The following is a 24,359-nucleotide window of genomic DNA, read 5'->3' on the forward strand; positions in this document are numbered from 1 at the left end:
AGGAGCGTCTTGAACGACGGCATCCCGAGGCGGGCGGCCATGGTCCGCACCGACACTTCCGGAAAGGGGGCGGGGGCGGTGGTCGGCTCCATGGGGAGACGATGCGGGACGTCGAGGTCCTTGGCATAATCGATCATGGGGCCACCATACCGCGCGCGATTGACCCCATCGGGGCCTTGGCGGGACCCCCCTCTGGCCTGCCGTCTGAGGGGAGAACCACACCCTCGGAGCCCCAGAGCCGCAATCTTTCAACACCGCCTTCGCCGCCCTGGGGCTGTCCAAGGCCCCACGCCGGCCGACACCCCCCGCGTGCCGCTCACCCGGCCTACCACGTCGACGGCACCCCGGAGACGGGCTACATGGTGGTCGACGAGCAGGGCTCGCCCGTGATGCACCAGGATGAGGCGGAAGCCGCCGCGGAGGCGGCTAACGACATACACGAGCTGGAGGTGATGCTCCGCTACGGCATCCCGTTCAACCCGGTCCCGGGGGTCGCCTCATCCACCCCAACATCTGAGCGCGGTATGCTGGTGGCATGACGAGACGCTCGAAGGCACGAGACCAGGACGACCCGACGCCAGATGACGACGACGGGTCGTTCTCTTTCCCCAAGGAGCGGTCCTTGTCCGACACCTGGCACGACTGTATTGCGTGCATTCGCGCCGCGGGGGTTGAGGGGCGGGATCACCAAGTGGCGATCGCCGCCATGGCCGCCGCCCGGTTCCGTGCCATGGGGCGCATCCCGCGGCTGCTCCTGGTCGGGGCCGGGCCAAGGGAAAAGCATCATGCTCAGGGCGGTCAGCCAGGCCTTGGGGCGCGAGGTCATTTCCATCGCGGGCACCACGCTTTCCCCTTCGGGGTGGGAGGGCCTGAATCTGCGCACCGTCGTGCCCCCGGGCCTGGGGCGGAGCGTCGTCGCGATCGATGGGCTGGATAGCGCGGTGTGCATGTCCCCGCGCGTCAGCGGGAATAGTTTGGATAGAATCGAGCACCAAGCCCAGGACCTCCTCGCGCTTGCCGACGGGTTGCTCACGCCAGGTCACACACCACCGCTGGTAGCAACATGTACCCTGCCCCGTTTGAGAATCGGCGAGGGTTGCGATGTTAGCCCGGACGCGTTGCGCGAAGCGGGGATGCACGCCAGCGTAGCCTCGCTGTGGACGCCCATCTATTTGCCACCGCTGTCACCGGTGGAAATCGGATCGATCGTCGTGAGTCGCGCGAATGCGGATGCGGCGATCACTAGCGGGATGTGCGGGTATGATGTGCAGTGGAGCGCGATGGCGCTGCGCACCCTCCAGCGCGCGGCGTTGACGGACCCGAAGGGCGGCGTGCGGCTTGGCCTAAGCCTGGTGGCGCGCGCGATAGAGAACGCACTGATCAGCGCCATGGCGATGGGCATACGTGACTCGCGGGCGCATCCTATTTCACCCTGAACACGTGCCCGGCGTCGAGCCGCCCCCGGCCGCTGACGTGGGATGATTACGAGAGGGGGACCTATGGCGTTGGATGATGGCGGCTATGTCGAGTTGAGCGACGAACAGTGCGCGCGCATTGCCAAGCTCAACTTGCCTTCGAGCCCCGTGGCCCGGGGATGGGAGCCTGCTGGCATGGTCGGCTGGGCCCGACGCACTCGCCGCGCTCTGCGCCGGGGGTTAGAGGTTCGCCTCGGAGTCATCCTACGACTTCCGACCACGCCCCCGAATGGTGCGAAGCTGAGGAACGGGGTGACGAGGACGCGCCCCGACGGCGCTGCGCCACTCGATCTTCCCTCCTAGTTGCACCACCGCGCCACACGCATGCGGAGCACCGCCACCAGCGGGACGGGCGGCCTGATCTGTCAGCCCCTGCGAAGGATGCCGCGCCGCACCGGTCAGCGGTCGGTTTCGTGCAACACCAAGCTTTTGGTCGGCTCGCGCCTCGGATGATCCGTGTTAGGGGACATCAGCAGGCATCCGCAATGGGACAGGCTCGCCTCCATTCCGCCCCGTGCCCTGCAGGGGTTGGCGAGGTACCAGCGCTCGGGCATGGTGCTCGTGTCGGTCATCGCCGACGCATCACCAACCCTGATCCCGGAGCCGCATTATGTCCGCCACCATCGCACCCAACGCCGCCCTCATCGACACCGCCACTGAAATGCTCGCCGACGTGGGATACAGTGGCAAGGCGCAGGCAGGCCGAATTCAGCGCCTTTCGGCCGTGCTCGCAGACCATCCCGAGGCGGTCCTGATCGTCAACAAGAACATTCGATATGGGGACGCGCAGAAGCGTGCCAATCGAACCGCGCTCATCGGCCGAACGAACCACGGCATGTACCGCGCGACGTGCGTTTGGGCAGAATGGCCCGCAGCCACCATGGACGCCTAACCTTGCGTCGCCCATCATCCGATGTCCGAGCGCCTCGCCCTCACCGGGGGGGCGTTTCGTTTGCCCCATTGATGTTTCAGAGTCCCCGAAAATCGAGGCATGCCCCACTTTCGTCTTTCGCCACTTTCACGGGCCAGCCCCGCTGGGCATCCTGGGGCATGATCAACGCCGCTGCCGCAGCGCTGGGCGCCACCAACGGAGACCTGCATCTGGCCCCCGCCGCCTCGCCGGGCTCTCAGGACGGGAGGCCGGCAGTGCGCCCGCTTGAGGGACCATGATCGGCGCACCCTAGACAATCTGGGAGGGCCTCTGGACCTGTCCGAGATCGACAGCCCGATGACCGACTTGAAGCGGTGATCAGAGCCAGCTCGATGGGGATTCTAGGCCCCCGGTTGACGTATGGTGATGGGGTCGGGCAGATGCCCGACAAACCCCTGATGTTTGGAGCCCACCATGTACCCCATCATCAACGTCGCGGGCCGCCGCGCGCGTGACCAACGCCTCCACATGTTCCTGCGGGGCCGGCCATACGGCACCCCGCCCGCGCTGCCCAAGCGCTTGTATTTCGTGACCGCGTGGGACAGAAAGTCGTTTCGCCCAGATGGCCGCAAGGACTTTGTGTGCGTGATCGCATGCCGCCGCTGGGTTGAGGCCTGCGCATGGATGTTCGCCGCGAACCGGCGGCGGGCGATGCGGGACATCCACCCGGCCGACGTGCCCACCATCGAAATGACCGACCGGTGGTACATCGGGAAGGACCAGGTCGAGGCGGCGATCACTGAGCTTCGCGTAAACGAGATGTGCCACGTGGATTATTCGGCGGACGAGGGCGGTGACGAGGGAGGTGCCAATGCCGAGTACATGGTCCGGGAATACGACTTTACGCGGGCCAAGCGGGCCCAGGCGCGTCGGGACAAGAGGGCGTCGGCGAAGCGCCTGGCCCAGTGGAAGGAGATCCAGGCGGCCCGGGCTGCTGAGGCCATTGGGGGAGTAGCCGGGGGTTGAGCTCATGGGCCGGGGCGTGCGCGCACCAATCATCTCGTTGTTCAAAACGCGAAACGCAAGATGACTCTTGGGGGCTCCCGAGGTCCTTGGATGTTACCCATGAAAAATCGCCCGTTGGGCAGGAAGGTCGAGCTACCTGAAAGGTGTCCATGTTATCGGGGCCAGCCCAGATCGACGCTGTCACGGTTCCTCGGTTCCGGGATGGCCTTCGGCTCCCCCGCCCTACCCTGTCGCCACACGGGGGAGCAAACCGCGAGGTCGGTGCCGCAGCAGGCGGAGGGCGTTTGCGATGACCAACAAGGTGCTCCCCTCATGCACCAGCACGGCCGGACCGATGCCCATGGTACCGGTCGTCGTCGCGACGATGAGGATCGCGATCGCGGCCAGTGACAAGTAGAGATTCTGACGGATGACACCTCGCGCACTCCTCGACAGGCTCACCGCGAAGGGCAGCATCCCCAGGTCGTCGGCCATCAACGCCACATCGGCGGTTTCCAGCGCCACTGCGGTCCCTGCCCCCCAGTGGCAATCCCCACGGTCGCATGTGCCAAGGCCGGAGCATCGTTCACGCCGTCGCCGACCATGGCCACCATCCCGTGCCGTGCCAGAAGGTCCTTGACCGCCGTGACCTTGTCCTCGGGCATGAGCCCCGCTTTGACAGCATCGACACCGACTTCCGCCCCAATGGCATCCCCGACACCCTGGTTGTCGCCAGTGAGCATCACGATCGGGGCAATGCCGAGCCGGCGGAGTTGGTCAAGGACCTCCGGACATCCGGACGCGGTTGATCGGCGAGCCCGGAGCACACCCATCCAGCGTGTCCCGACCCGCATGGTGATCGTGCTCCGTCCGCGTGCCTGCAATCCGGCGACCGCCTGGCTGACCTCGCCCGGGACAACCACGCCGTCCGCTTCCCAGAGCCGGAGATTGCCGAGCGCGATCGGCTCCCCCCCCAACGTAGAACGGATGCCTTGCCCGCTGACACTCGTGACCTCACCAATGTCGGGCATCACCAGGGCACGTCGGTCAGCCTCCCGAACCACGGCTGCACCGAGTGGATGTTGCGAATGCCGTTCGACGGCTGCGGCAAGCGCAAGCAGTTCCGACTCGGACGTCGGCGTCGGCGCAAACGCAACGACGTCGGTAACCTCCCGGCTCGCCGCGCGTCAGGGTGCCGGTCTTGTCGAGGGCCAGCGCCCGCAGGCGGCCAAGGTTTTCGAGATGCGCCCCCTCCCCTGATCAGGACACCGTGGCGAGCAGCCTGCGCGATCCCGGCCAGTACCGCCGCCGGTGTACCGAGCGCCAAGGCGCACGGCGACGAAGCCACTAACAGGGCCATCCCACGATAGAACGAAGTTGACCAATCCCAGAAACCAAGCAGGGGCGGCAGGAGGATCAGGAGCAGGTCGGCAATCAGCACCACGGGCACGAACACCCGTTCGAATTGTTCCGTGAAGCGTTGCGTCGGCGCCTGTTGTGCCTGCGCCTCCTCAACCAGCGTGACCACCCGATCGAGGTGCGGTCCCCGACAGCCCGGGTCGTGCGCACTTGCAACGCGCCCTCGCCATTCACCGTTCCGGCGAATACCTCGTCGCCCGGCGCCTTCTCCACCGGCACGGACTCCCCGGTGACGGGCGCCTGGTTGATACTCGAGTTGCCCTGCGTGACCTCGCCATCCACCGGGAGCCGTTCACCCGGACGGATCACGACCAGGTCGCCGGGGACCACCTCCTCCACGGGGATCTCGTGTTGTTCGGCCCCCGCAACACGACCGCGCGCCGCGGCGCGAGTTCCGCGAGTGCGCGAATCGCGTTGCGGGCCCGCCCCAGTGCGTAATGTTCCAAAGCATGCGCCAGCGAAAACAAAGAGCAGAAATGCGCCTTCGGCCCATTCACCGAGCAACGCTGCACCGGTGCCGCGAGCAGCATCAACAGGTCGATGTCGAACGCAAAGCGCCCCCTGCGCGCCGCCGCGACGGTGTGCCGCACCAGATCGAAGCCGCCGAACAGGTAGGCACCCCCATAGAGCACGCGGACCGCCGCTCCCGGCAGACCGCCCCAACGTGCTCCGCTATAGGCGGCGAGGAGCAGCACGCCAGACAGGAGGCTCCACACCAACTCGCGGTGCCGCCGATACCACGGGGGTACCTCTGCGCCGCGGTCGGCGTTGGCACCGGCGTTCGGCACCGTGACGCCGGGCAGGCGGCCCACCGCCTCCTGGATGCGTTCCAGCGAGGTCAGCTCACGGTCGAACTCAACGAACGCCTGTTGCGCGGGCAGGTTGATGGACGCCGTGAGCACACCAGGCACCGCCCTGAGCTCCTCCACGAGGCGTCGCGCCGCATCCTCGGCGCCGATCATCCGGACCGCCACCGACACGTGGCCGAAGCGTGCGCTGATCCTGGCGCCGGCCGCGAGCGCCGCCCGTCGCACCTCCGCAAGCGAGAGCTGGGCGGGGTCGAAGTGCAGGCAGAGTTGTCCCGGCGTCGCCCCCTCCGGCGGGACGATGTGGGCCTCGGTCACGCCGGGCTCGGCGCCGAGGATGTCGGTGAGCCGCTGCATGCAGGCATCCTGATCGCCGGGGAGGTCGGGGAGCAGCAGTGCCAGTTCCATACGAAGGCGTTCAGTCATCGAGTCCTCCTCGGGCATCGGCTTCGTCGCTCGTTCTGGCCGCGCGGCGTTCAATGATGAGGTAGAGCAGCGGCAAGACCAGCAGCGTCAGCAGCGTGGCCGTGATCAATCCCCCGATCACGACGGTTGCCAACGGTCGCTGGACCTCGGCGCCGGCGCCGTGGGACAGCGCCATCGGCAGGAAGCCCAGGCTCGCCACCATGGCCGTCATCAGGACCGGGCGGAGTCGAGTCATCCCGCCTTCCCGGACCGCATCCTCCAGCGAGGCGCCACGGGCCCGCACCTCGTTCAGGTAGCTCACCAGCACCACGCCGTTCAGCACCGCGATCCCGAACAAGGCGATGAAACCAACCCCGGCGCTGATGCTGAATGGCATGCCGCGCGTGAGCAGCGCGAGCACACCACCGACGATGGCCAGCGGGATACCGGTGAACACCAGCGCCGCCTGACGCAACGAATTGAACGTGGCGAAGAGCAAGAGGAAGATCAGCAGGAGGGACAATGGCACCACCAGCATGAGACGTTTGGTGCCCCGCTCGAGATTCTCGAATTGTCCGCCGAATTCGACCCGGTACCCGGCCGGCAGCGTGATCGCCCCGCTGCTGAAGAGTCCTGGACTTCCTTGACAAACGACCCCATGTCCCGATTGCGCACATTCCCTCGATGATGACGAGGCGAGAGCCGTTCTCGTGGCTGAGGTCCGAGGACCTTGGACCTCCTCGATTCGCGCCAGCTGGCCGAGTGGAACCGTTCGCCACCAGGCGCGCTCACCAGGAGCGCCGCGATCGTCTCGCGACTTGCCCGCACGGACTCCGGAAGCGGACCGACAGCTCGAAGCGTCGCTGGCCCCTCCCAGGACGGTCGTGGCGATGGCCCCACCGATGGCCTCGACGGTGCGCATCACGTCCGCGGAGTTGATGCCATACCTGGCAAGTTGCTCCGGCAGGACGCTGATCTGCAACTGCGGCATCCCGGTCAACTGTTGTGCCTTGGAACCCGGTCGCTCCCTCGAGTCGGGCCACCGCCGCGACCGCCGCGTCGGCCTTGGTACGGAGCACGTCGAGGTCTTCGCCGAAGATCTTGATCGCGAGGTCGGAGCGCACGCCGGCGATCAATTCATTGACGCGGAGCTCGATCGGCTGGCTGAAGCCGAAGACCACACCACCGGGAATGCCCTCGGGACCTTCGTCATCTCCGCCTCGAGTTCGGCCTTCCGCGTCGCCCGCGTCCATTGGTCCGGCGGGGTCAGCATCACCAGCACGTCGGAGATGTTGACGCCCATCGGATCGGTCGCAATTTCCGCACGGCCGGTCTTGCTGACCACGTCGGTCACTTCGTCGGGGAACGCCGCTCGCAGGCGCGCCTCGATGAGCGTCGACTGCCGGACCGACTCCTCGAGCGAGACGCTCGGCAAGCGCAGGATCTGGAGGGCAAATGAGCCTTCGTCCAGTCGGGAATGAACCCGATCCGAGAAATGGAATGACCGCGACCGAGAGTCCGACCGCTGCGGCCGACAGCACCAGCACTTCGCCGACTGTGCGCGAGCGTCCATTCCCGGGCTGGCTGGTAGATGCGCTTGGCATGCCGCATGAACCAGACATCCTTCTCCACGATCGGTCCGCGAAGCCCGAACGCAATCAGCACCGGAGTCAGCAGAAAGGTCAGGAGCAGGGAGCCGGCAACCGCGAAGACCACGGTCAGCGCCATGGGGCGAAAGAGCTTGCCCTCGACGCCTTCCAGGCTGAGGATCGGCAGATACACGACGATGATGATGCCGACGCCGAACAGGATCGGACGGGAGACCTCGCCGCAGGCGAAGCGCACGGTTTCGAGGAACCCTCGCTTCTTGTGCTCACGCTCTCCGAGGTGCCGCATGGCGTTTTCGACCATCACGACCGAGCCATCCACCACCAGGCCGAAGTCAATTGCGCCGAGGCTCATCAGGCTGCCGGCGATGCCCGCTTGCAGCATCGCACTAAAGGCGAAGAGCATCGAGAGCGGGATCGCCAACGCGACAATCAACGCGGCTCGGAGGTTTCCCAGCAGGAGAAACAGCACCGCCACCACGAGCGCGGCGCCCTCGAGCAGATTCCGCTCGACCGTCCCGATGGTTCGATCGATCAACTCCGTCCGGTCGTAGAACGGCTTCATCGTCACCCCATCCGGCAGGGTGGACTTGGCCGCCTCGAATTTCTCCTTCACGGCGCCGACGACGGTCCGCGCATTTTCGCCAATGCGCATCATCACGATGCCGGTGACCACTTCGCCACGACCATCCCTGGTGACCGCCCCTGCCGGATCGTGTGGCCGATGGTCACGTCGGCCACGTCCCGCACCAGACCGGCACGCCGTTGCGGCTGGTCAGCACGATGCTCGGATCTGATCGAGACTCTGCACCTGCCCCACGCCGCGGACGACGAGTTGCTCGGCGCCGCGCGTGATGTAACCGCCTCCCGCGTTGAGATTGTTCGTCTCGATGGCCTCGAAGACCTGATCCAGCGTCAACTGATACTGGATCAAGGCCTCCGGACGCACCAACACCTGATACTGCTTCTCGAAGCCGCCGAACGAGTTCACCTCGGCGACGCCCGGGACGGTGCGCAGCTGCATCGACACGATCCAGTCCTGGATCGTCCGCAGTTCCGTCGCATCAATCGTCGAACCGGAATCGGCCTCGACCGCGTACTGGAAAATTTCGCCGAGGCCGGTACTTGTCGGCCCCATTTCCGGGTTCCCCAGACTGGCGGGGATGGCCTCGCGGGCGAGCTGCAGTCGCTCCTGGACCTGTTGTCGGGCAAAATAGATATCGGTGCCGTCGTGGAAGACGACGGTGACCTGGAGAGTCCGAATTTGGAGAGGGAGCGAATTTCCTCGAGATTTGGCAACCCGAACATCGCCAATTCGACCGGCAGGGTGATCTGGCGTTCGACCTCAACCGGCGATAGCGCGGGCGCGTTGGTGTTGACCTGCACCTGCACGTTGGTCACATCCGGGACGGCATCAATCGGCAGTCGCAGCGCCGACCAGATTCCGATGCCAGCCAGCCCGAGTGTCAGGGCGAGGACCAGCAAGCGATTGGACAGGGAAAAGGCAATCACGCGATTCATGAGTCTGATTCCCCGGTCAATGCCCGTGCTCGCCGATCTCGCCCTTGGCGAGTTCGGAGCGCAACATGAAGGCACCGGCCACCACCACCGGCTCGCCGGCCTTGAGCCCGGAAAGCACCATCACACGCGTGCCCCCAGTCGGTCGACCGAGCAGGACGGTACGCGCGACGAACTCCCGGGATGCTCGCCCGGGACGAAGACCACTTTCCGGCCCTCCAGCTCCTGCACGGCATCTTGTGGCACAACCGGAAAGGCCTGGCCACCAGCCCGTGGCGCGATCACCGCCGTGGCAAACATCCCCGGGCGCAGGGCTCCGTCGCGGTTGGGGACCTCGATGCGTGCGCGCACCGTCCGCGTCGCACTGTCGAGAACTGCACCAACATGGACGATCTGTCCGGTGAATTCGCGATCGGGCCAGGCGGTGGTTGTCAGCAGGACCTGCTGTCCGCGGGCAACCGTCGGCAGATCCCGCTCGAAGATGTCGAGGAGCACCCAGACTTGGCGCAAGTCCGCGACGACGAAGAGTTGATCCTCGGGCCCCACCATCTCGCCGCGACTCACCCCCCGCTCTACGACGACCCCCGCGAACGGCGCCGTCAACCCGAACTCCCCGCCACTCCCGTGGCCGGCGCCGAGCACCCGGAGTCGCTCCCGGGAGCTCCGCAGCGCAGCCTCGGCACGCCGAAGGTCGGCCTTGGCATCGAGCAATTCTTTGCGACTGGAGATGCCCTGCTGCTCGAGCCGCTGCTCGCGATTGAAGTTTTCCTGGGCGATTTCGAGCAGCGCCTCGGCTTCGAGTTCATCACTCCGCACCTCCCCAACCTCGGGACTCTCGAGGATGGCCAGGACCGATCCCGCCGTGACTTGGTCGCCGATATCGGCGCGTAGCGTGAGGATGCGCCCGGCGGCCCTCGAGCCGATATGACTCACGAGGTTGGCATCGTAGGTCACCGAGCCGGTGACCGAGAGCATCTCCCCGCTCACGCTCGCGACGGTGTCTACCCGGATGCCGAACTCAGCTGCCGCCGCACTGTCGATGCGGACTTCATCCGCAACCGCGCTGTCTGCTGACGTCGTGGCCGCCACCTCCTCCGTCGACGGCACGGCACGATCGCCGCATGCTGTGAGGAGCAGGAGCACGGCCGTAACAGGGGCCAAATGGCGGATGGGGTATTCATCGGTTGTCCTCAGCGGAGGGGCGCGCGACGACGGAACAGGGGTGATCGGCGTGGCCGTGGCGAGATGGAGACGCACCAGCGCCTCACGATGGACCTGCCACGCGCGCCAGAAATCCATCCGGCATCGAGGAGTTGGTTGCGGATCAGGAGCACCGTTGGGAGCGCAAGCTTTCCGGCTTGATAGGCAGAGTCCACCAGGGCGAGGTTCCGTCGGGCGGGCCCCAGCACAAGGGACTCCAGCGTCGAGACTTCTTCGGTCGCCGCTTGCAGGGTGCGATAGGCCTCGGCGACTTCGCGCCAACGGCCAACTCGAGTGCCGCAACGCGCGATCGCGCCTGCGCGACGCGCGCCTCCTCCTGGTCCACCGGCCTTGGGCCCGATCGACGACGGGGAGCAGCACCGAGATCCCGAGCCCGAAACGTGAGGCCTGTTCCCCAGCATCCCGCTGGTTGAACGCGCTGAGCCGCGGAGTGGGAATTGCTTCCCGGGCGGCAAGCCGACGCAACGAGGCGGACTGCGCCAGCTGCCGACGCCCGGCCTCGAGATCGGGGCGTGTTGCCAACGCCACCGCGATCAGGGAGTCTTCGTTGAGGGGGACCGCCGTCGGTGCCGACCACGCCGCGTCGACGAGCCGGATCGGTGTCACCGAGGAGACACCGATCAATCGGCGCAGTTCGAGCAGCGCGGCCGTCGCGTCGCGACGCGCCGCCAGGAGACGCGCCCTGCTGCGCCCGGAATTCGATGTCCGTGAGGTTGGCCTCCAGGGCACTGATCTCGCCTTCGCGGAGCTGGATCCGGGTGAGATCGAAGAATCGCTGGGAGGCGGCGGCCATCTGCTCGGCGAGCTGCAAGCGCCGCTCAGCCGCCACCGCCCCGAAAAACGCCAGCGAGACCGTGGCTTCCGCGAGTCGCACGGCATCGGCCGTGGTGGCGTTCGCCCGCTCCATTCCGGCGCGCGCCGCGGCAATCCGGAGCCCACGCTGACCTGCCCACGGCAGCTCCAGCGAGAGACCCACGGTGTACGCCTGCGTCCCGCCCAGCGCCCCGGTCTCGTATTGCTGGAAATCGATCGCGGGGTTCAGCCCGTCCAATCGAGATTGGCGGTATTCGCCCCGCGCGATCGCGGCGCCCTGACGATCAGCCTGGAGGCCGGGCTCGCGCTCCAACGCGAGGCGACCCGCCTCGCGCAGCGTCAGCACGATCGTGTCCGGTGGCGATGGCATGCCACTCATCTGCGGCCCCTGTGGAAATGCAGGCGCGTGACGGTTGCTAGACAACATCAGGATCATGACCGCGTGGACCGCGATCAGTGGAATCGGTTGCATGCCTTCCCCTCGTGAAGTCCGCAGCGGTCCAGGCGCGCAAGCGCGCGCATCGCGCGTGCCCGGGCACGGGACATCTCAGGACAATGGACGATTGTGTGCGTGGGACGCGGGCTGGACGGTGGCGCGATGGCGCCGCGACGTCAGCCGGGAGGCTCAGGCTCGTGGGGGTGGAACAGCACCACGGGGGCGATGCGAGGGAGTCGCGGACGGAGGGCGCGTAGCGGGGACTCAGTCGTCAACCCGACCGACGGCGGCGGCGTCATGGCGGACGCGAATGGCACGCCATGTTGATGCGTGCAATGGTCGGCGCCAGTGCCATGTTCGTGCCGAGGTCCGTGGGGGTGTGCGGCGCCCGGAGGGCCATCTTCATGACCATGATCGCCGGAGGATACCAGCGCGTGCGCCGCACTGAGGCCATTCGCCTCATGGTGCACAGCACCGTCCCGGAGCGCGCCAAAGGCAGGTTCCACCATCGAACCCGCCATCAGCACAACCATTATCCAGGGACATCCAGCGGTGTCGCGACAGGGCGTGGCTCCGAGGCAAGAAAGGGCGGCCTGCGTGCAGGCACTCCCGAGAGAAGAACGCCGGGCCGCTACCCGATGTCAACAGCCGCCCTGCAGGCTGCGGGACCCCGCGAGTCACCGCGGCGGAATCACGGCCTCGTAGGTGCCCTGTGTCACCAGCGTGATCGTGATCGGCGTCGTGCCACGATTGCGCCAGAACCACCGTGATTGCCGTCAAACGCGGCGACGAGCGTTCCCTGGTCGGCCCCGACATTCGAGCCCCGTTTATAGCCGTGGTAGGAGCTTGGCCTGCCGACGGCGTCACCGTGCGCATCGACATTGACCACACCGTGGTCGGTAGACCAGGAGTAGTCGGCTCGGGCTCCCTTCCGCATCCGGAGCTTGATCTCCTTCCCCTGATTCGGCTCGAGCGTGACCGTGGTGACATGGCGAGTCGTATCCGGCGGGGCAACCGCGACCGGAGGCACATTCCGCCAGGTGGGCGCGATGCTGTCGGGCGGCGAGGCCTTCGCCGCTGCCGCGGCCTCGGCCTCGGCGGCCAGCGATCGCTTGATCAATCCCATCTGGGTGAGCCCGAGGATCCGGCCCACCCCCGTCGGATCCACACCATATTCCGCGGGGAGGACCGTCGTCACCAGCAACGTCACCGCGACCAGCGCGGCGAGCAGGGTCGAGCGGCGCAATCGATGCGCCGACTGGGCGTCGTTCGGCGGTGGTTCGTCGGGGTGCGGCACCATCGGGCGATCCTCGGAGTGTTCAGGTCAGGAAGTAGCCAGCGAGCTGGTAGCCCGCCAGCAGGAAACCCGCCGTCATGAGTGCGACGTTCGCGGTGTAGGCGTGGCGACCAAAGCCTGACGTGCGGCGCCAGTACGCCATCCCGATCAGGATCGCGCTGAGGGCGAGTAGTTGCCCCACTTCGACGCCGACGTTGAAGGCGAGCAGATTGGGAATCATCCCATCCGGGGACATCTCGAAATCGAGAATCTTGGTCGCCAGGCCGAAGCCGTGGAAGAAGCCGAATACCAGCGTCGCGGCTTTGGGGTCAGGCTGGACCCCGAACCATGCACGGAATGCTCCGAGATTGTCCAAGGCCTTGTAGATGACGGAACCGCCGATGATGGCGTCAATCAGGTAGGGACTCGCGCTGACGCCGGTCAGGACACCGAGCAGCAGCGTCGTGGAGTGGCCGATCGCAAACAAAGTGACGTAGATCGCCACGTCCTTGAGGCGATACAGGTAGAAAATGACGCCGAACAGAAAAAGCAGGTGATCGTAGCCGGTCACCATATGCTTCGCACCGAGGTAGGCAAACGGCACCAGCAGCATGCCGGCGCTCTCCTGGATGAACCCCTTGTCGCCCGCCGCCACGCCGTGTGCCTGGGCGACGGCTGGCGTCAGCGTCACGCCGACCACGGCGAGTAGCAGCTGCCAGCCGCCCCTGTGTCCGCGGCTGCGGCTCATGCCGCCTGCTCCGCTTCCTTGCGGGCAAGCAGGCGATACAAAACCGGGAGGATCACCAACGTCAGCAGGGTCGACGAGAGCACTCCGCCGACCACCACGGTGGCGAGCGGCCGCTGAACTTCAGCACCTCGACCTGTGGCAAGCATCATGGGGAGGAAGCCGAGGGACGCCACCAAGGCCGTCATCAAGACCGGCCGCAGCCGTGCCACCGCGCCATGCAGCACGGCGTCGTCGAGGGAATGACCCTCCGCGCGCAATCGCGTGATGAAGGTGATCATCACGAGCCCGTTCAACACCGCCACCCCGGAGAGGGCGATGAACCCCACTGCCGCAGAGATCGAAAACGGAATGCCGCCGACCCAGAGAAAGAGCACCCCGCCGGTGAGTGCAAGCGGAATGCCCGTGGAAACCAACAACGCATCGCGGATGCCGCCAAAGGTCACGTACAGCAAGCCAAAGATCAGCAGCAGGGCGACAGGCACCACCACTTGGAGCCGTGATCGCGCCGAAAGCAGCTGCTCAAACTGTCCGCCCCACGCGGTCCAGTAGCCGGCGGGGATGGTGACCGTCGCAGCAATGCGCGCTTCGGCCTCTGCCACGAACGATCCGATGTCACGACCCCGCACATTCGCCGTGACGACGACGCGCCGCTTCCCGTTCTCACGGCTGACCTGGTTCGGCCCTGGGGCGATCTCAATGTCTGCGACGGCATCCAGTGGAACGAATGCCGCCGTCGAGCCGGTGGGCAACGGAATTGGCAGGCGCCCCATCTCCTCGATGTTCGTCCGCGCCTTCTCCGGAAGTCGCACCACGATGTCGAACCGGCGATCCCCCTCGTAGACCTCTCCGACCGTCCGTCCACCGAACGCGACCGCCACGACCTCCTGTACCGTCGCGACCGTCAACCCGAGGCGTGCCATCGCCTCGCGCTGGAACCGGACCGTCAGCATCGGCAGCCCCGTCGTCTGCTCCACTTTGGTGTCGGCGGCGCCGGGCACCGATGACAGGACCGCCTCGATGCGGTCCCCGACATCGGCGAGCACCTCGACGTCGTCGCCGAAGACCTTGACGGCGACGTCGCTTCGCACGCCGGCGATCAGTTCGTTGAACCGCATCTGGATCGGCTGGATGAATTCGTAATTGTTGCCGGGCAGCTGAAGCAGATCGCGCTGCAACTCCGCCACCAGGTCGGCCTTGGAGCGCCCGGGATCGGGCCAGTCACCCTGAGCCTTCAGCATGACATAGGTATCCGCCACGCTGGGTGGCATCGGGTCCGTTGCGATCTCCGCCGTCCCAATCTTGGAAAAGACATACGCGACTTCTGGATAGGTCATGAGCTTGCGCTCGAGGGTGTGCTGCATCTCGACGGCGGTGGACAGGCTCGTCCCCGGGATCCGAAGCGCGTGCACCAATAAGTCCCCTTCGTCCAGGCTGGGGAGGAACTCGCTCCCGAGGCGGGTGGCCATCGCCCCGGTGACCACGAGCAGGGCGGCGGCGGCCGTCAGCGTGATGGTCCGGTGACGCAGTGCGGCCATAAGCGTCGGCCGGTACGCGCGGACGGCCCACTGCATCGGGCGGCTTTCCGTTTCGGAGACGCGACCGGTCACGAAGATCGCCACCGCGGCCGGGACAAAGGTCAACGACAGCACCATGGCGCCGAACAGCGCCGCCAGCACCGTAAAGGCCATGGGGTAGAACATCTTCCCTTCGATGCCGGTCAGGGTGAGGATCGGCAGGTAGACCACCATGATGATCAGTTGGCCGTAGAGCGTTGGGCGCCACACTTCGCGCGCCGCCCGCAGCACGACGTCAAGCCGCGCCTGACGGGCCGACGGAGCACCGGTCTCGTGCTGCCGCCTCGCGAGGTGTCGAAGACAATTCTCGACCATGACCACGGCGCCGTCGACAATGATGCCGAAATCCAGCGCGCCGAGGCTGAGGAGGTTTCCGCTGACCCCGCCCAGCACCATCCCCGACATCGCAAAGAGCATGGAGAGCGGAATGGCGAAGGCGGTGATCACCGCGGCCCGCACGTTGCCCAGGAAGAGGAAGAGGATGACAATCACCAGCAACGCCCCGATCACGAGGTTGTGCTGGACAGTCTCAATCGTCGCATCGACCAGCGTGGTGCGATCGTACACCGTCTTGGCCGTGACACCCGCGGGAAGCGTCTGGTTGATGGCCACCATCTTGTCCGCGACCCGTTGCGAGACGATGCGACTGTTCTCGCCCTGCAGCATGAAGACGGTACCGAGTACCACCTCCTTGCCGTTCTCGGTCGCCGCGCCGGTCCGGAGTTCCTCACCCAATTGCACGCCAGCGACATCACCGAGACGGATCGGCGTACTCCCTTGCATGCCGACCACGATCTGGCGGATATCATCGAGGCCAGCGACCTGGCCCGGAGCGCGGATCAGGTATTGCTCACCACGACGTTCGATGTAGCCGGCGCCGACATTGCTGTTGTTGTCACTCAAGGCGCCGAGGACGTCGCGCACCGTCAACCCGTAAGCCACCAGCCTCCCAGGGTCCGGCGTGACATGGAACTGCTTGGTGAAGCCGCCGATCGTGTTGACGTCGGCGACTCCCGGGACCGTCTTCAGCTGGGGTCGCACGATCCAATCCTGGATGGTCCGAAGGTCCATCGCCGAGTAGGGCCGCCCGTCCTCGTTCAGGGCACCGGGCTTTGGCTCCACGGTCCACATGAAGATCTCGCCGAGCCCCGTCGCAATCGGGCCCATGCTGGGGGCGAGGCCCGCCGGCATCCGTGCCATTGCCTCCTGGATGCGTTCGCCGACGAGTTGCCGAGCCCAGTAGATGTCGGTGCCGTCCTCGAAGATCACCGTGACCTGCGACAGGCCGTAGCGCGAGATGGAGCGGGTCTCCTGGAGTGCGGGCAAGCCCGCCATCGCGGTCTCCACCAGGTAGGTCACGCGCTGCTCCGCCTCGAACGGCGAATAGCCCGGCGCCTCCGTGTTGACCTGGACCTGGACATTGGTGATGTCCGGCACCGCGTCGATCGGCAAACGAGTGGCACTGAAGACGCCGAGGAGCGCCACCACCAGCGTGCCGCCCAGCACGGCCCAACGCTGGCGGATCGAGACGGCCAGCAGGCGGTCAATCCAGGTCAGCTCCGTGCTAGTGGTCATGTGTGGCTCCGAGTTTCCCAATCTCGGCTTTGACGGCAAAGCTATTGGCGCGGGCATACTCATCGCCTGCCACGAGCCCGCTCAACACCTGCACCCACGCGCCGTCACTCCGCCCCAGCGTCAGCGGACGCGCCTCAAACCAGTCGCCATGGCGGACGAAGACGACTTGCCAATCCCGGAAGGACTGGACTGCTTCGGCCGCGACCGCCAACGGGACCGTCGTGGCCTCCCGAGTGATGCGCACCGTGACGAACAGACCCGGCCGCCACTCCCCGCCAGTGTTGGGCAACACGATGCGAGCGACGGCGGTCCGCGAGGCAGTACCGATCACCGGCCCGAGGAAGCTGATGCGCCCCGGGACTTCTCGCGCCAGATCGGTGGAGACCACGACGGCCTCCTGGCCCTGGCGCACGACGCCGAGATCGGCGGCCGGGACGGCGGCTTCCACCCAGACCGCGGCGAGGTCGCTCACGACGAAGAGGCTCGCGTTGGGCAACACCGTTTCCCCCTCGGAGGCGGCCCGGACCGTGACGGTGCCGGCACGAGGCGCCCGAATGGCGAGTCGAGCGGCCGCTTCGGGCGGTTCGTTGCGGAGGGTCGGCAGCGCATCGGGCGGCAGCCCGAGGGCCACCAGCCCCTGTCCGGCAACCCGAAGCCGGAGAGTGGCCTCATCCAACGCCTGCTGCGCGGCGAGATAGTCGCGCTGGGGCGAAATTTTCCGCTGCCACAGCGCCTCCTCACGCTGCAGCGTCGTCGTCGCAAAATCGACTTGTCGCTCGGCCACGAGGTACGCGCTCTTGGCGTCCGCCAACTCACGACTTTCGATGATGGCGAGGACATCGCCACGGACCACGCGATCGCCTTCCTGTTTGAGGACCGCGATGATCACGCCACCAACGCGCGGCGCCACCTCGGCGCGCCGGGTCGCATCGGCCTTCACCTCGCCGGGGAGGTCGATCGTGGTCACCATGCGGCGGGGACCGACGGTATCGAGTACGATCCCGGCACTGGCGCGTTGCGCGGCCCCGAGTTCGACCTTGCCTTCGATTTGCGCGTAGCTCCAGGCGTAGGATTGCCCCCGATAGGTGGCCGAGACCTTGACATCGAACGAATGGGGTTCCTCCACAACATTTTGCCCCTGCAGATAATCTGCCTCCGACCGGAACGCGATACGGTCGATGCGCCCCCCAAGTCGGTGCAATTCCACTTGCAAGGCGACCGCGCTGGGTGGCACCGGTTGGAGTTGCCCATCGAACGGGTAGATCCGGAACTGCGGAGGGACACCCGTCTCGTAGATGGTGACCTCGAGCTGGAGCGCCCCCTCGGAAAGCAGGCGACCGCCGTGGGGACCTCGAGGGTAGGCCGGCGCCTCGGCGGCTTCGGCGGCTTCACTCGTCGTGCCGCGCGGCCCGTTGACGAGGATGAGCGCGGTCAAGGCTAGCCCCACGCCGATGATCGCGACGATGACGGTCGTCGTCCTGGTTCGCAACATGATCACGACTCCTCGCCGGGTGGCGGAGACGGGCGTGGGGTGGGATCGATCGGGCTTCCGAGCAAACGCTCAAGCTCCGCCGTCGCATGGTAGTAGTCCAACAGTGCCCGCAACCGTTGTCCTTTGGAGGCAATCAGGGTGCGTTGCACCTCCAGGACGTCCAGATACCCAAATTTGCCAAGCCGAAAGCCCTCGGTCACGGCGTCAAAGGCTGCGATGGCTCCGGGGAGGACCGTGGTGTCGAGCGCACGAAGTTCGTCGAATGCGGTCTGGGCCGCCCGGTGCGCCGCGGCCACGGCAACCCCCGCGTGCAGTTGGTCCGCGCGCGACGTCTCCTCCGCCTTGGCGACCCGCGCGACCGCTTCGGCGATACCTCCCCCATTGCGATCAAACAGCGGCAAGGTGAGCGTGGCGCCCACGACATAGGCCTGGCCCTGCAAGTCACCGAAGCGTCGCAGGCCAGCCGCCAGCGCCACATCCGGAATCCGCTTCGCGCGCTCGAGTGCGAGCAGTCCCCGATCGCTGCGCACGAGCGCCGCGCGACGGATGGCCTGGGGAGCCTCCGGCAGACGTGCGGCGAGCGCGCTCAGCACGGGGGGCTCGAGCGGTGTGGGAAGATCCCCGACTGCCCGCCCGAATGTGGCGGTCGAGCTCCCCCACATCGCCGCGAGGCGTTCGCGGTGCATCGCCAAGTCGCGCCGCGCGCGTGCCAATTCAACTGCTGCCGCCGCGCGCACCACCGCGGCGCGGGTGGACTCGATCGGCGCCAAGTCGCCGGCCTCGACCCGCGCCCCGACATTCGTTTCGGCCGATTGTGCCAGCTGCACCGTCTGGTCCGCGAGTGCCACGGCCTCTTGCGCGACGTAGACCGCAAGGAACGCTTGCGTCGCGTCGGCCTGCGCGGCCAGTCGCGCGAGGTCGTAGTCCGCCGTCGCGACATCACGCTGCGCGGTCGCGGCCTCGCGACGGGCCGAACGCTCACCACCAAGCTCGATCAGCTGCGAGAGCGTCACGGTCGTCTGAGATTGCACGACGCCGCCGACGCCGCTGAACGGGCGCAGGGCAGCGCTGGGAGCCACATTTTCGGCGACGCCCTCGACGACCGGGTTGGGATAGGCTCCCGCTTGGCGCAGCTGTGCGTCGCGCGCACTCCGCTCCCATCCAAACGCCGCCAGCTCGGGACGCTGTCGCACCACCAGCGAGATCGCGTCCTGGAGGGTGATGTCGCCAACAGGATTGTCCGCACGCCGTTCCGACGACGAACCCTCCGGTGTCATCGGTTCGCTCCGCGCCACGGGGCGCGTGGACGGGGCCACGCCCGCCGTGCCGCAGCCCGCGACCAATGTCACGGCGATCAGCGCGCCAAGCCATCGACGACCCAAGGCTGTGTCGCGCAGAAGTGTCCTGCCAGAATTGCAGCTCACAGTAGCCAGACTCCGGGTTGCCCCTGAGGAGGACGAACGACACGGCCCGGCCGGGCCGAGATCGTGAACGCGGGGTGGTGATATGGGGATGCACAACGGGCGCGGCCTGATGGCCACGCCGGGTCAGACGGTCGGCGGGGGGCGGGATCGCACGTCGTGGCCTGGTTCAGGCCTCGGAACGTGTCCGGGTGGTGCGGGGAGCGGGGCTGTCGCGGTCGCGACGACCAGCCGGATAACCAGTGGCGCACCAGTCGGCGGGCCGATGATGGTCAACTGATCTGGTGGTGTCCGGAACGAGGAATCGAAAGAGAGGTGCTCGTGGCTGAGCGCCTGGGCCTCGATGTGAGAGGTGGAGTCACCCACCGGGTCCTGCTTCGTGGTATGATGCTCTCCGTGGTCCAGGGCCGCGCCCGCGTGCACAGCGAGATGCCAGAGCTGCACAGCCGGCTGTGCGCCACCGGCAGCAAGCAGCAGTGCGATCAGGGTGTGAGCGGTCCACCGGAGGCGTGGCATAGTCATCCGATGATATGTTGCAACCGAGTCATTGGCAAGGTTGGTGACGGTCGCACCCGAACGTGGGGAGTGTCATGGATCGGCGCGAGCAATGGCAGGGCGTCCGCAGCCGGAAGGCCAGCCTGCAGATCGGTGGGCTTGGGGCATGAATCCCTTCCGGACCCTTGCGCTCTTCGGTGTCACAGCCCTCGCCGAGTTGATCGGTTGCTACCTTCCGTACCTCTGGTTGCGGCAACGGGGGAGCGCTTGGCTCCTCCTTCCTGCTGCCCTGTCGCTGGCGGCCTTCGCCTGGTTGCTCACCCTGCACCCCACCGCGTCGGGGCGAGTCTACGCGGCATACGGCGGCGTCTACGTCGTGGCGGCACTCGTGTGGCTCCGCGTCGTCGACGGAGTGTCACCACGGCCCAGCGATCTGCTCGGCGGCGCCGTCATTCTCACCGGCCTCTTGATCATCATCCTTGGTGCCCCGTCCCGCTGAGTCCAGGCCACGTAGCGACCAACGGTTCTCCGTTTCTCCTACGCGACGTCGAGCCCTCTGCATGACCCGTCATTTCGGCATCCTCTGCATTGCATCGGTCTTGCCGCCAATCGGTGCCGCCTCGGCACAAACCCCGGCGACATTGCCGCCACGCTGGGTCCAGGGGCCGCGCGCGGATCTGGAGATTCGTGCCAGTCCGTTCGATTCGACGTCCGTGTTGCTCGGCAATCATCAGGTCAAGGCGTGCTACAGCCGCCCGCGGAAGCTCGGCCGCCCCGTTATGAGCCGACTGGTCCCCTTCGGGGCACCATTGCGGATGGGCGAACCCCATTTTCCCCCGCACCACCCGGGCCGTCGAGGCCGGATGGCACACGGTGACCGCGATCCCCAATTCGCGCGACTGGCAAATTGTGGTCAATCGCGGAGCGCAATGATGGGGCACGCCGATTGACCGCACGGTCCGGCGCCTTGACCACGGCACCGGCAGCGTCACCGTGGAAGTCACAACGCAGAGCGAGGACTTGCTCCGCATGGAGCTGATCCCCAGCGGCACCGGAGTAGCGGACCGCGTGGTGCAGTGGGACAAGACGCGCGTCCGTATTCCCGTCACGCTCGCTATGCCGCCGTCAGCACCGGTGCTCCCCGCCCGCGAATCGGTCAGCACTCTCACCAAGCGGCCAGATGTCAAACCGCATCGGAGTCTCTTGGCAACTCGCTGCAAAGTGCGCATTTCCAGCAAACAGGCGTGGTGGCAGCGCGGTTGAATGCACCGGTCTTGAAAAACGATTGGGGTTGTCCGCGCCAGTCCCCACAGCCCACAAAGCCCGCCAAGACGCCATTTCCCCCGGCGCCTGTCCTCGGAGGTCGCGTATTCCGCGGTGTTCCGCGGGAGTCCTACCAACAAAAGTCCTGCATAGCACGTTCACCCATGATCACAAAAGCACCCCTTGCGGCGAGCAGCAGTGGACTGACCGTGAGCCGCTTCACGGCCTCCGAGGCCCTGCTCTGCCTCATCCTCGGATGATTTCCCCGCGGTTCCACGTGGGGCGGCTCGCAAGCCCAATAGCCGCAACCAATTGGTAGTATTCCGCAGAGCAGCAGGTTCAGTCGAACGAAGCGTGGTACGTCTGCAGCCGCAGTCGGCTCCCTTGGCCCATGGAGCATCAACATGCAAATCACTTCGTCCGCCCGTGCGATTGCCGTCGGACTCGCCCTGCTCGGAGCGTCGGCCACGATCTCCGCCCAGACCCCCACTACGGGCATGGGGCCGGACGCGCAGTCTGCCGTGCGTACTATCGTGGCGCTCTTTGCCGCCGCCGAGCGGAGTGACTTCGCCGCGTTGGATACGCTGTACGCCGGCGATAGCCTCTTGGTCGTCGAGGGGCTGGCATTAATCGCGGGTGGCGGGACTATCGCGACAACCACCTCGGTCCGGAACTCAAGGACTTCAAGCACTTCCGGTACCGGCCTATTGAGATCGAGGCCCGGGTCGTGGGCGAGCTCGCCTGGGTCACCTATCGCTACGCCCTTGCGGCGGACATTGGGGAACGCAAGATCGACGTGATTGGGCGAGGCACTGCGATCCTCGAAAAGCGCGGCGGGAAGTGGATCGTGCGGTTGACGCAAACCGGTAGCAGGGCTCGCCGGGCGAGTGATCCCCCGATGCCGATTCCGGGCCAATAATTTCCGCCGTTCCGCGTTGGGAGATGAACCGGCAGAAACATCCGATACAAAGAGATCGAGCAGATAGGTATCACTGACCACTGGGCATCACACGCCGAGGAAGTGCGTGATGCCATGGAGAGCCGAGGCCTATCTCACACCGTCGGCCCCTTCCTCGCGGGCGCCGAAGCAACACGACTCCAGGCAGCAAGGAGAGCCCCGCCAGAACCTTGCCACGCCTGTGACGAGTGGACTCCCGCGCGTTCAAGGTCGAGCGGTTCGGCTGAGGGCATCACCATCTCCGAGTGATCCATGGTCGCGCCGTCGGGCGCGGCACCTGCGAGGAGTTCCACGTTGACGCCGCTGATTTCGTCACCGTCCGCCGCGACCGCGACAATTCGGTAGAGTCCAGGCCGCACATCGCTCGGCAGAGCAACTCCAATCCCAAAGCGCCCGCCGGTGTCGGCTTTCACTTCGCCGAGTGGACGACGCCCGTCGACTCCCACGAGCACCAACTTCACCTGCGCACCGGCACGAAACTCTTCGCCGCGCACATCGACGCTATCACCAACGCCGAAGATCCGCGAGGCAATCTTCAACACCCCCTTGTCGTGCGCATGCACGTTCGGCGGGTTGCCCAGAAACGCCAGCATGACAACGGCAAGGGGAAAGATGGACTTGAATGAAACTCGCATAAGCACACTCCGCTACATGGCCATGTTTAGGTGGGGCTGCGCCGGCGCGAGCGCCGCATAGAGGATCCCGGTCACCATCAAGGCGAAGAGGACCACGCCGACCACCCGGACCACCTGTGCCCCGCGGCCGTCCCGGCGATCCGCGACCGGTACCAAGGCGAGAAAACCAAATAGCACGCCGGGTGCCAACATCATCCCGGTCAGCCCGAAGAGATTCTCCGCGGCATAGATCCAAGGAAAGGCCACAATGGCTTGGTCAGCTCCAACCCCATCGATCCCAGGTTGGAGGAGATCCCAGGGAAAGACGAGCGCGAGGGTTGTCACCACCGAGACCAACAAGAACCCGAATCCACCCACCCGGCGCAGGTGGCGACGAAACGACTCCTGGGTCTCGCCGTCCGCACTGACGCTGAGTTGCCGGATCAGCCACAGATGCAGTGCCAACACCGCCACGAGGGCAAGCGGAAGCACGGAGACGTGCATGCCATACAACCGGGTCGCTAAGGGGGACGACGGAGTGAATCCTTCCGTCAGCACGGCGCCCAACGGGCCGACCAATTTCGCGGCCGCTGTGGCATGGGAGAGCGCTTCCACGGCTCCCTGATCTCCAGGCAACACCGTACCCGTGCCAGCCCGAAGAGCACGGCAAGGAGGAGTACGCCACTCCACCACATCCCTTCGCGCGGCCTTCTGAACCCGCCGCGCCAGAACACCGCGACCAGATGCGAGAAGACCAGGGTCAAGCTCGCCGACGCGCTCCAGATGTGGACATCCCGGAGCAATGCGACCACAGCACTTCCCGTGAGGATGTAGCGCACCGAGTCATGCGCCCCGTTCACCGCAGGATTGAAGAACTGCGTGAGGACCACACCTGTGAGTGCGAGGAGCACTAATGCAACGAGCGTCAGCGCGCCGAGCATGAAATCAAATTGTCCAGCACGCACCGGGACGAGGTAATCCAGGCCGTCGAGGCCGAGCCGTTGATTCACTATTTCTGACACTATCGATTGCTCTGATGCCTGGGGTGATTCCACAAACCCTCCGTAGGAAAGCCACTTCGCTGTGGCCACAAACTCCGAGCTAGAACCACATCCGCAGCCCACCGACGAATGCAACGGATCCTGTGGCGTCTCCGCATCCGTGCCGTGGAGGCGGTGCCACCGATCTTCTGTGCCCATCGCGCGCCAATGTATGGGGCGAACTCACGTTTCACTTCATAGCGCAGGCGGAAGCCGAGATCGAGATCATTCAACCCGGACCCGACGCCGAATTGTTCCATGCGTTGCAACGCGGCATTCGCTTCGAGTCGAGGCTGGAGGATCACCCGTTGGGTGACGAACAGGTCA

General features: G+C 66.1%; 21 protein-coding genes and 2 pseudogenes. 6 read left to right on the forward strand and 17 right to left on the reverse strand.

Annotated features, from left to right (window positions below):
• Positions 1-359 precede the first annotated feature (359 nt).
• The 4 genes from IPG05_10520 to IPG05_10535 all read left to right on the forward strand — a co-directional run bounded on the left by IPG05_10520 (position 360) and on the right by IPG05_10535 (position 3,372).
• A complete protein-coding gene (locus IPG05_10520) occupies positions 360-539 on the forward strand; it encodes a hypothetical protein (GenBank protein MBK6495517.1) in 180 nt (59 codons plus the stop codon).
• A 246-nt stretch (positions 540-785) separates the two neighbouring features.
• Entirely contained in the window at positions 786-1,436 is a 651-nt protein-coding gene (locus IPG05_10525; GenBank protein MBK6495518.1) for a hypothetical protein, read from the forward strand.
• Between the two features lie 649 nt (positions 1,437-2,085).
• Positions 2,086-2,367, forward strand: coding sequence for a hypothetical protein (locus tag IPG05_10530; protein ID MBK6495519.1), 282 nt, complete (start codon positions 2,086-2,088; stop codon positions 2,365-2,367).
• Positions 2,368-2,820: 453 nt separating this feature from the next.
• Complete coding sequence (locus IPG05_10535; protein MBK6495520.1) at positions 2,821-3,372, forward strand: hypothetical protein; 552 nt, start codon at positions 2,821-2,823, stop codon at positions 3,370-3,372.
• A 222-nt stretch (positions 3,373-3,594) separates the two neighbouring features.
• Here the strand turns inward: IPG05_10535 and cadA are convergent.
• From cadA to IPG05_10600, 13 genes and pseudogenes are all read right to left on the reverse strand, one after another.
• Positions 3,595-6,002: pseudogene (gene cadA / locus IPG05_10540) on the reverse strand (cadmium-translocating P-type ATPase).
• Entirely contained in the window at positions 5,995-6,972 is a 978-nt protein-coding gene (locus tag IPG05_10545; GenBank protein MBK6495521.1) for an efflux RND transporter permease subunit, read from the reverse strand. Before IPG05_10545 ends, cadA begins: the two are co-directional and overlap by 8 nt.
• Before the next feature lie 141 nt (positions 6,973-7,113).
• The gene (locus IPG05_10550; protein ID MBK6495522.1) at positions 7,114-7,416 is read right to left on the reverse strand and encodes a hypothetical protein; all 303 of its coding nucleotides are present in this window, start codon (positions 7,414-7,416) and stop codon (positions 7,114-7,116) included.
• Positions 7,332-8,264 carry an efflux RND transporter permease subunit gene (locus IPG05_10555; protein ID MBK6495523.1) on the reverse strand — a complete coding sequence of 311 codons (933 nt, stop codon included), beginning with the start codon at positions 8,262-8,264 and terminating at the stop codon, positions 7,332-7,334. The genes IPG05_10550 and IPG05_10555 overlap by 85 nt, the downstream gene beginning before the upstream one ends.
• A gap of 99 nt (positions 8,265-8,363) precedes the next feature.
• On the reverse strand, positions 8,364-8,612 hold the full coding sequence (locus IPG05_10560; protein MBK6495524.1) for an efflux RND transporter permease subunit: 249 nt from the start codon (positions 8,610-8,612) through the stop codon (positions 8,364-8,366).
• The gene (locus IPG05_10565; protein MBK6495525.1) at positions 8,576-9,109 is read right to left on the reverse strand and encodes an efflux RND transporter permease subunit; all 534 of its coding nucleotides are present in this window, start codon (positions 9,107-9,109) and stop codon (positions 8,576-8,578) included. Before IPG05_10565 ends, IPG05_10560 begins: the two co-directional genes overlap by 37 nt.
• A gap of 120 nt (positions 9,110-9,229) precedes the next feature.
• Complete coding sequence (locus IPG05_10570; protein MBK6495526.1) at positions 9,230-10,249, reverse strand: efflux RND transporter periplasmic adaptor subunit; 1,020 nt, start codon at positions 10,247-10,249, stop codon at positions 9,230-9,232.
• A 181-nt stretch (positions 10,250-10,430) separates the two neighbouring features.
• Complete coding sequence (locus IPG05_10575; protein MBK6495527.1) at positions 10,431-11,510, reverse strand: TolC family protein; 1,080 nt, start codon at positions 11,508-11,510, stop codon at positions 10,431-10,433.
• Positions 11,511-12,253: 743 nt separating this feature from the next.
• Positions 12,254-12,876, reverse strand: a pseudogene (locus tag IPG05_10580) (transmembrane anchor protein).
• Positions 12,877-12,895: 19 nt separating this feature from the next.
• Positions 12,896-13,600, reverse strand: coding sequence for a HupE/UreJ family protein (locus tag IPG05_10585; GenBank protein ID MBK6495528.1), 705 nt, complete (start codon positions 13,598-13,600; stop codon positions 12,896-12,898).
• Positions 13,597-16,749, reverse strand: coding sequence for a CusA/CzcA family heavy metal efflux RND transporter (locus tag IPG05_10590; protein MBK6495529.1), 3,153 nt, complete (start codon positions 16,747-16,749; stop codon positions 13,597-13,599). Before IPG05_10590 ends, IPG05_10585 begins: the two co-directional genes overlap by 4 nt.
• Positions 16,739-18,241, reverse strand: a complete 1,503-nt coding sequence (locus IPG05_10595; GenBank protein ID MBK6495530.1) for an efflux RND transporter periplasmic adaptor subunit — start codon at positions 18,239-18,241, stop codon at positions 16,739-16,741. The genes IPG05_10590 and IPG05_10595 overlap by 11 nt, the downstream gene beginning before the upstream one ends.
• Positions 18,242-18,243: 2 nt before the next feature.
• Positions 18,244-19,518 (reverse strand): TolC family protein, encoded by a 1,275-nt coding sequence (locus IPG05_10600; protein ID MBK6495531.1) that lies wholly within the window; start codon positions 19,516-19,518, stop codon positions 18,244-18,246.
• A gap of 805 nt (positions 19,519-20,323) precedes the next feature.
• On the opposite strand from IPG05_10600, the gene IPG05_10605 reads away from it, so the two are divergent.
• Complete coding sequence (locus IPG05_10605) at positions 20,324-20,656, forward strand: YnfA family protein (protein ID MBK6495532.1); 333 nt, start codon at positions 20,324-20,326, stop codon at positions 20,654-20,656.
• A gap of 1,389 nt (positions 20,657-22,045) precedes the next feature.
• Positions 22,046-22,339 (forward strand): nuclear transport factor 2 family protein, encoded by a 294-nt coding sequence (locus tag IPG05_10610; GenBank protein MBK6495533.1) that lies wholly within the window; start codon positions 22,046-22,048, stop codon positions 22,337-22,339.
• A gap of 134 nt (positions 22,340-22,473) precedes the next feature.
• Here the strand turns inward: IPG05_10610 and IPG05_10615 are convergent, their stop codons facing one another.
• From IPG05_10615 to IPG05_10630, 4 genes are all read right to left on the reverse strand, one after another.
• On the reverse strand, positions 22,474-22,971 hold the full coding sequence (locus IPG05_10615; GenBank protein MBK6495534.1) for a hypothetical protein: 498 nt from the start codon (positions 22,969-22,971) through the stop codon (positions 22,474-22,476).
• Between the two features lie 54 nt (positions 22,972-23,025).
• Positions 23,026-23,628, reverse strand: coding sequence for a cytochrome b N-terminal domain-containing protein (locus IPG05_10620; protein MBK6495535.1), 603 nt, complete (start codon positions 23,626-23,628; stop codon positions 23,026-23,028).
• Positions 23,544-24,002 carry a cytochrome b N-terminal domain-containing protein gene (locus IPG05_10625; protein MBK6495536.1) on the reverse strand — a complete coding sequence of 153 codons (459 nt, stop codon included), beginning with the start codon at positions 24,000-24,002 and terminating at the stop codon, positions 23,544-23,546. The genes IPG05_10620 and IPG05_10625 overlap by 85 nt, the downstream gene beginning before the upstream one ends.
• A gap of 11 nt (positions 24,003-24,013) precedes the next feature.
• The coding region (locus tag IPG05_10630; protein MBK6495537.1) for a copper resistance protein B at positions 24,014-24,359 on the reverse strand (346 nt) is incomplete at its 5' end.

This window comes from Gemmatimonadota bacterium, assembly GCA_016704275.1.
Classification (GTDB): Bacteria; Gemmatimonadota; Gemmatimonadetes; order Gemmatimonadales; family GWC2-71-9; genus Palsa-1233.

What these genes read in the sequence shown, in the direction of transcription:
- IPG05_10560 (MBK6495524.1), bottom strand. Translation starts at nt 8,612, where the DNA reads ATGCAGCTGCGCACCGTCCCGGGCGTCGCCGAGGTGAACTCGTTCGGC.
- IPG05_10520 (MBK6495517.1), top strand. Translation starts at nt 360, where the DNA reads ATGGTGGTCGACGAGCAGGGCTCGCCCGTGATGCACCAGGATGAGGCG.
- IPG05_10535 (MBK6495520.1), top strand. Translation starts at nt 2,821, where the DNA reads ATGTACCCCATCATCAACGTCGCGGGCCGCCGCGCGCGTGACCAACGC.
- IPG05_10575 (MBK6495527.1), bottom strand. Translation starts at nt 11,510, where the DNA reads ATGCCATCGCCACCGGACACGATCGTGCTGACGCTGCGCGAGGCGGGT.
- IPG05_10525 (MBK6495518.1), top strand. Translation starts at nt 786, where the DNA reads ATGCTCAGGGCGGTCAGCCAGGCCTTGGGGCGCGAGGTCATTTCCATC.
- IPG05_10565 (MBK6495525.1), bottom strand. Translation starts at nt 9,109, where the DNA reads ATGAATCGCGTGATTGCCTTTTCCCTGTCCAATCGCTTGCTGGTCCTC.
- IPG05_10545 (MBK6495521.1), bottom strand. Translation starts at nt 6,972, where the DNA reads ATGCCGCAGTTGCAGATCAGCGTCCTGCCGGAGCAACTTGCCAGGTAT.
- IPG05_10595 (MBK6495530.1), bottom strand. Translation starts at nt 18,241, where the DNA reads ATGTTGCGAACCAGGACGACGACCGTCATCGTCGCGATCATCGGCGTG.
- IPG05_10615 (MBK6495534.1), bottom strand. Translation starts at nt 22,971, where the DNA reads ATGCTGGCGTTTCTGGGCAACCCGCCGAACGTGCATGCGCACGACAAG.
- IPG05_10605 (MBK6495532.1), top strand. Translation starts at nt 20,324, where the DNA reads ATGAATCCCTTCCGGACCCTTGCGCTCTTCGGTGTCACAGCCCTCGCC.
- IPG05_10585 (MBK6495528.1), bottom strand. Translation starts at nt 13,600, where the DNA reads ATGAGCCGCAGCCGCGGACACAGGGGCGGCTGGCAGCTGCTACTCGCC.
- IPG05_10600 (MBK6495531.1), bottom strand. Translation starts at nt 19,518, where the DNA reads ATGACACCGGAGGGTTCGTCGTCGGAACGGCGTGCGGACAATCCTGTT.
- IPG05_10590 (MBK6495529.1), bottom strand. Translation starts at nt 16,749, where the DNA reads ATGACCACTAGCACGGAGCTGACCTGGATTGACCGCCTGCTGGCCGTC.
- IPG05_10530 (MBK6495519.1), top strand. Translation starts at nt 2,086, where the DNA reads ATGTCCGCCACCATCGCACCCAACGCCGCCCTCATCGACACCGCCACT.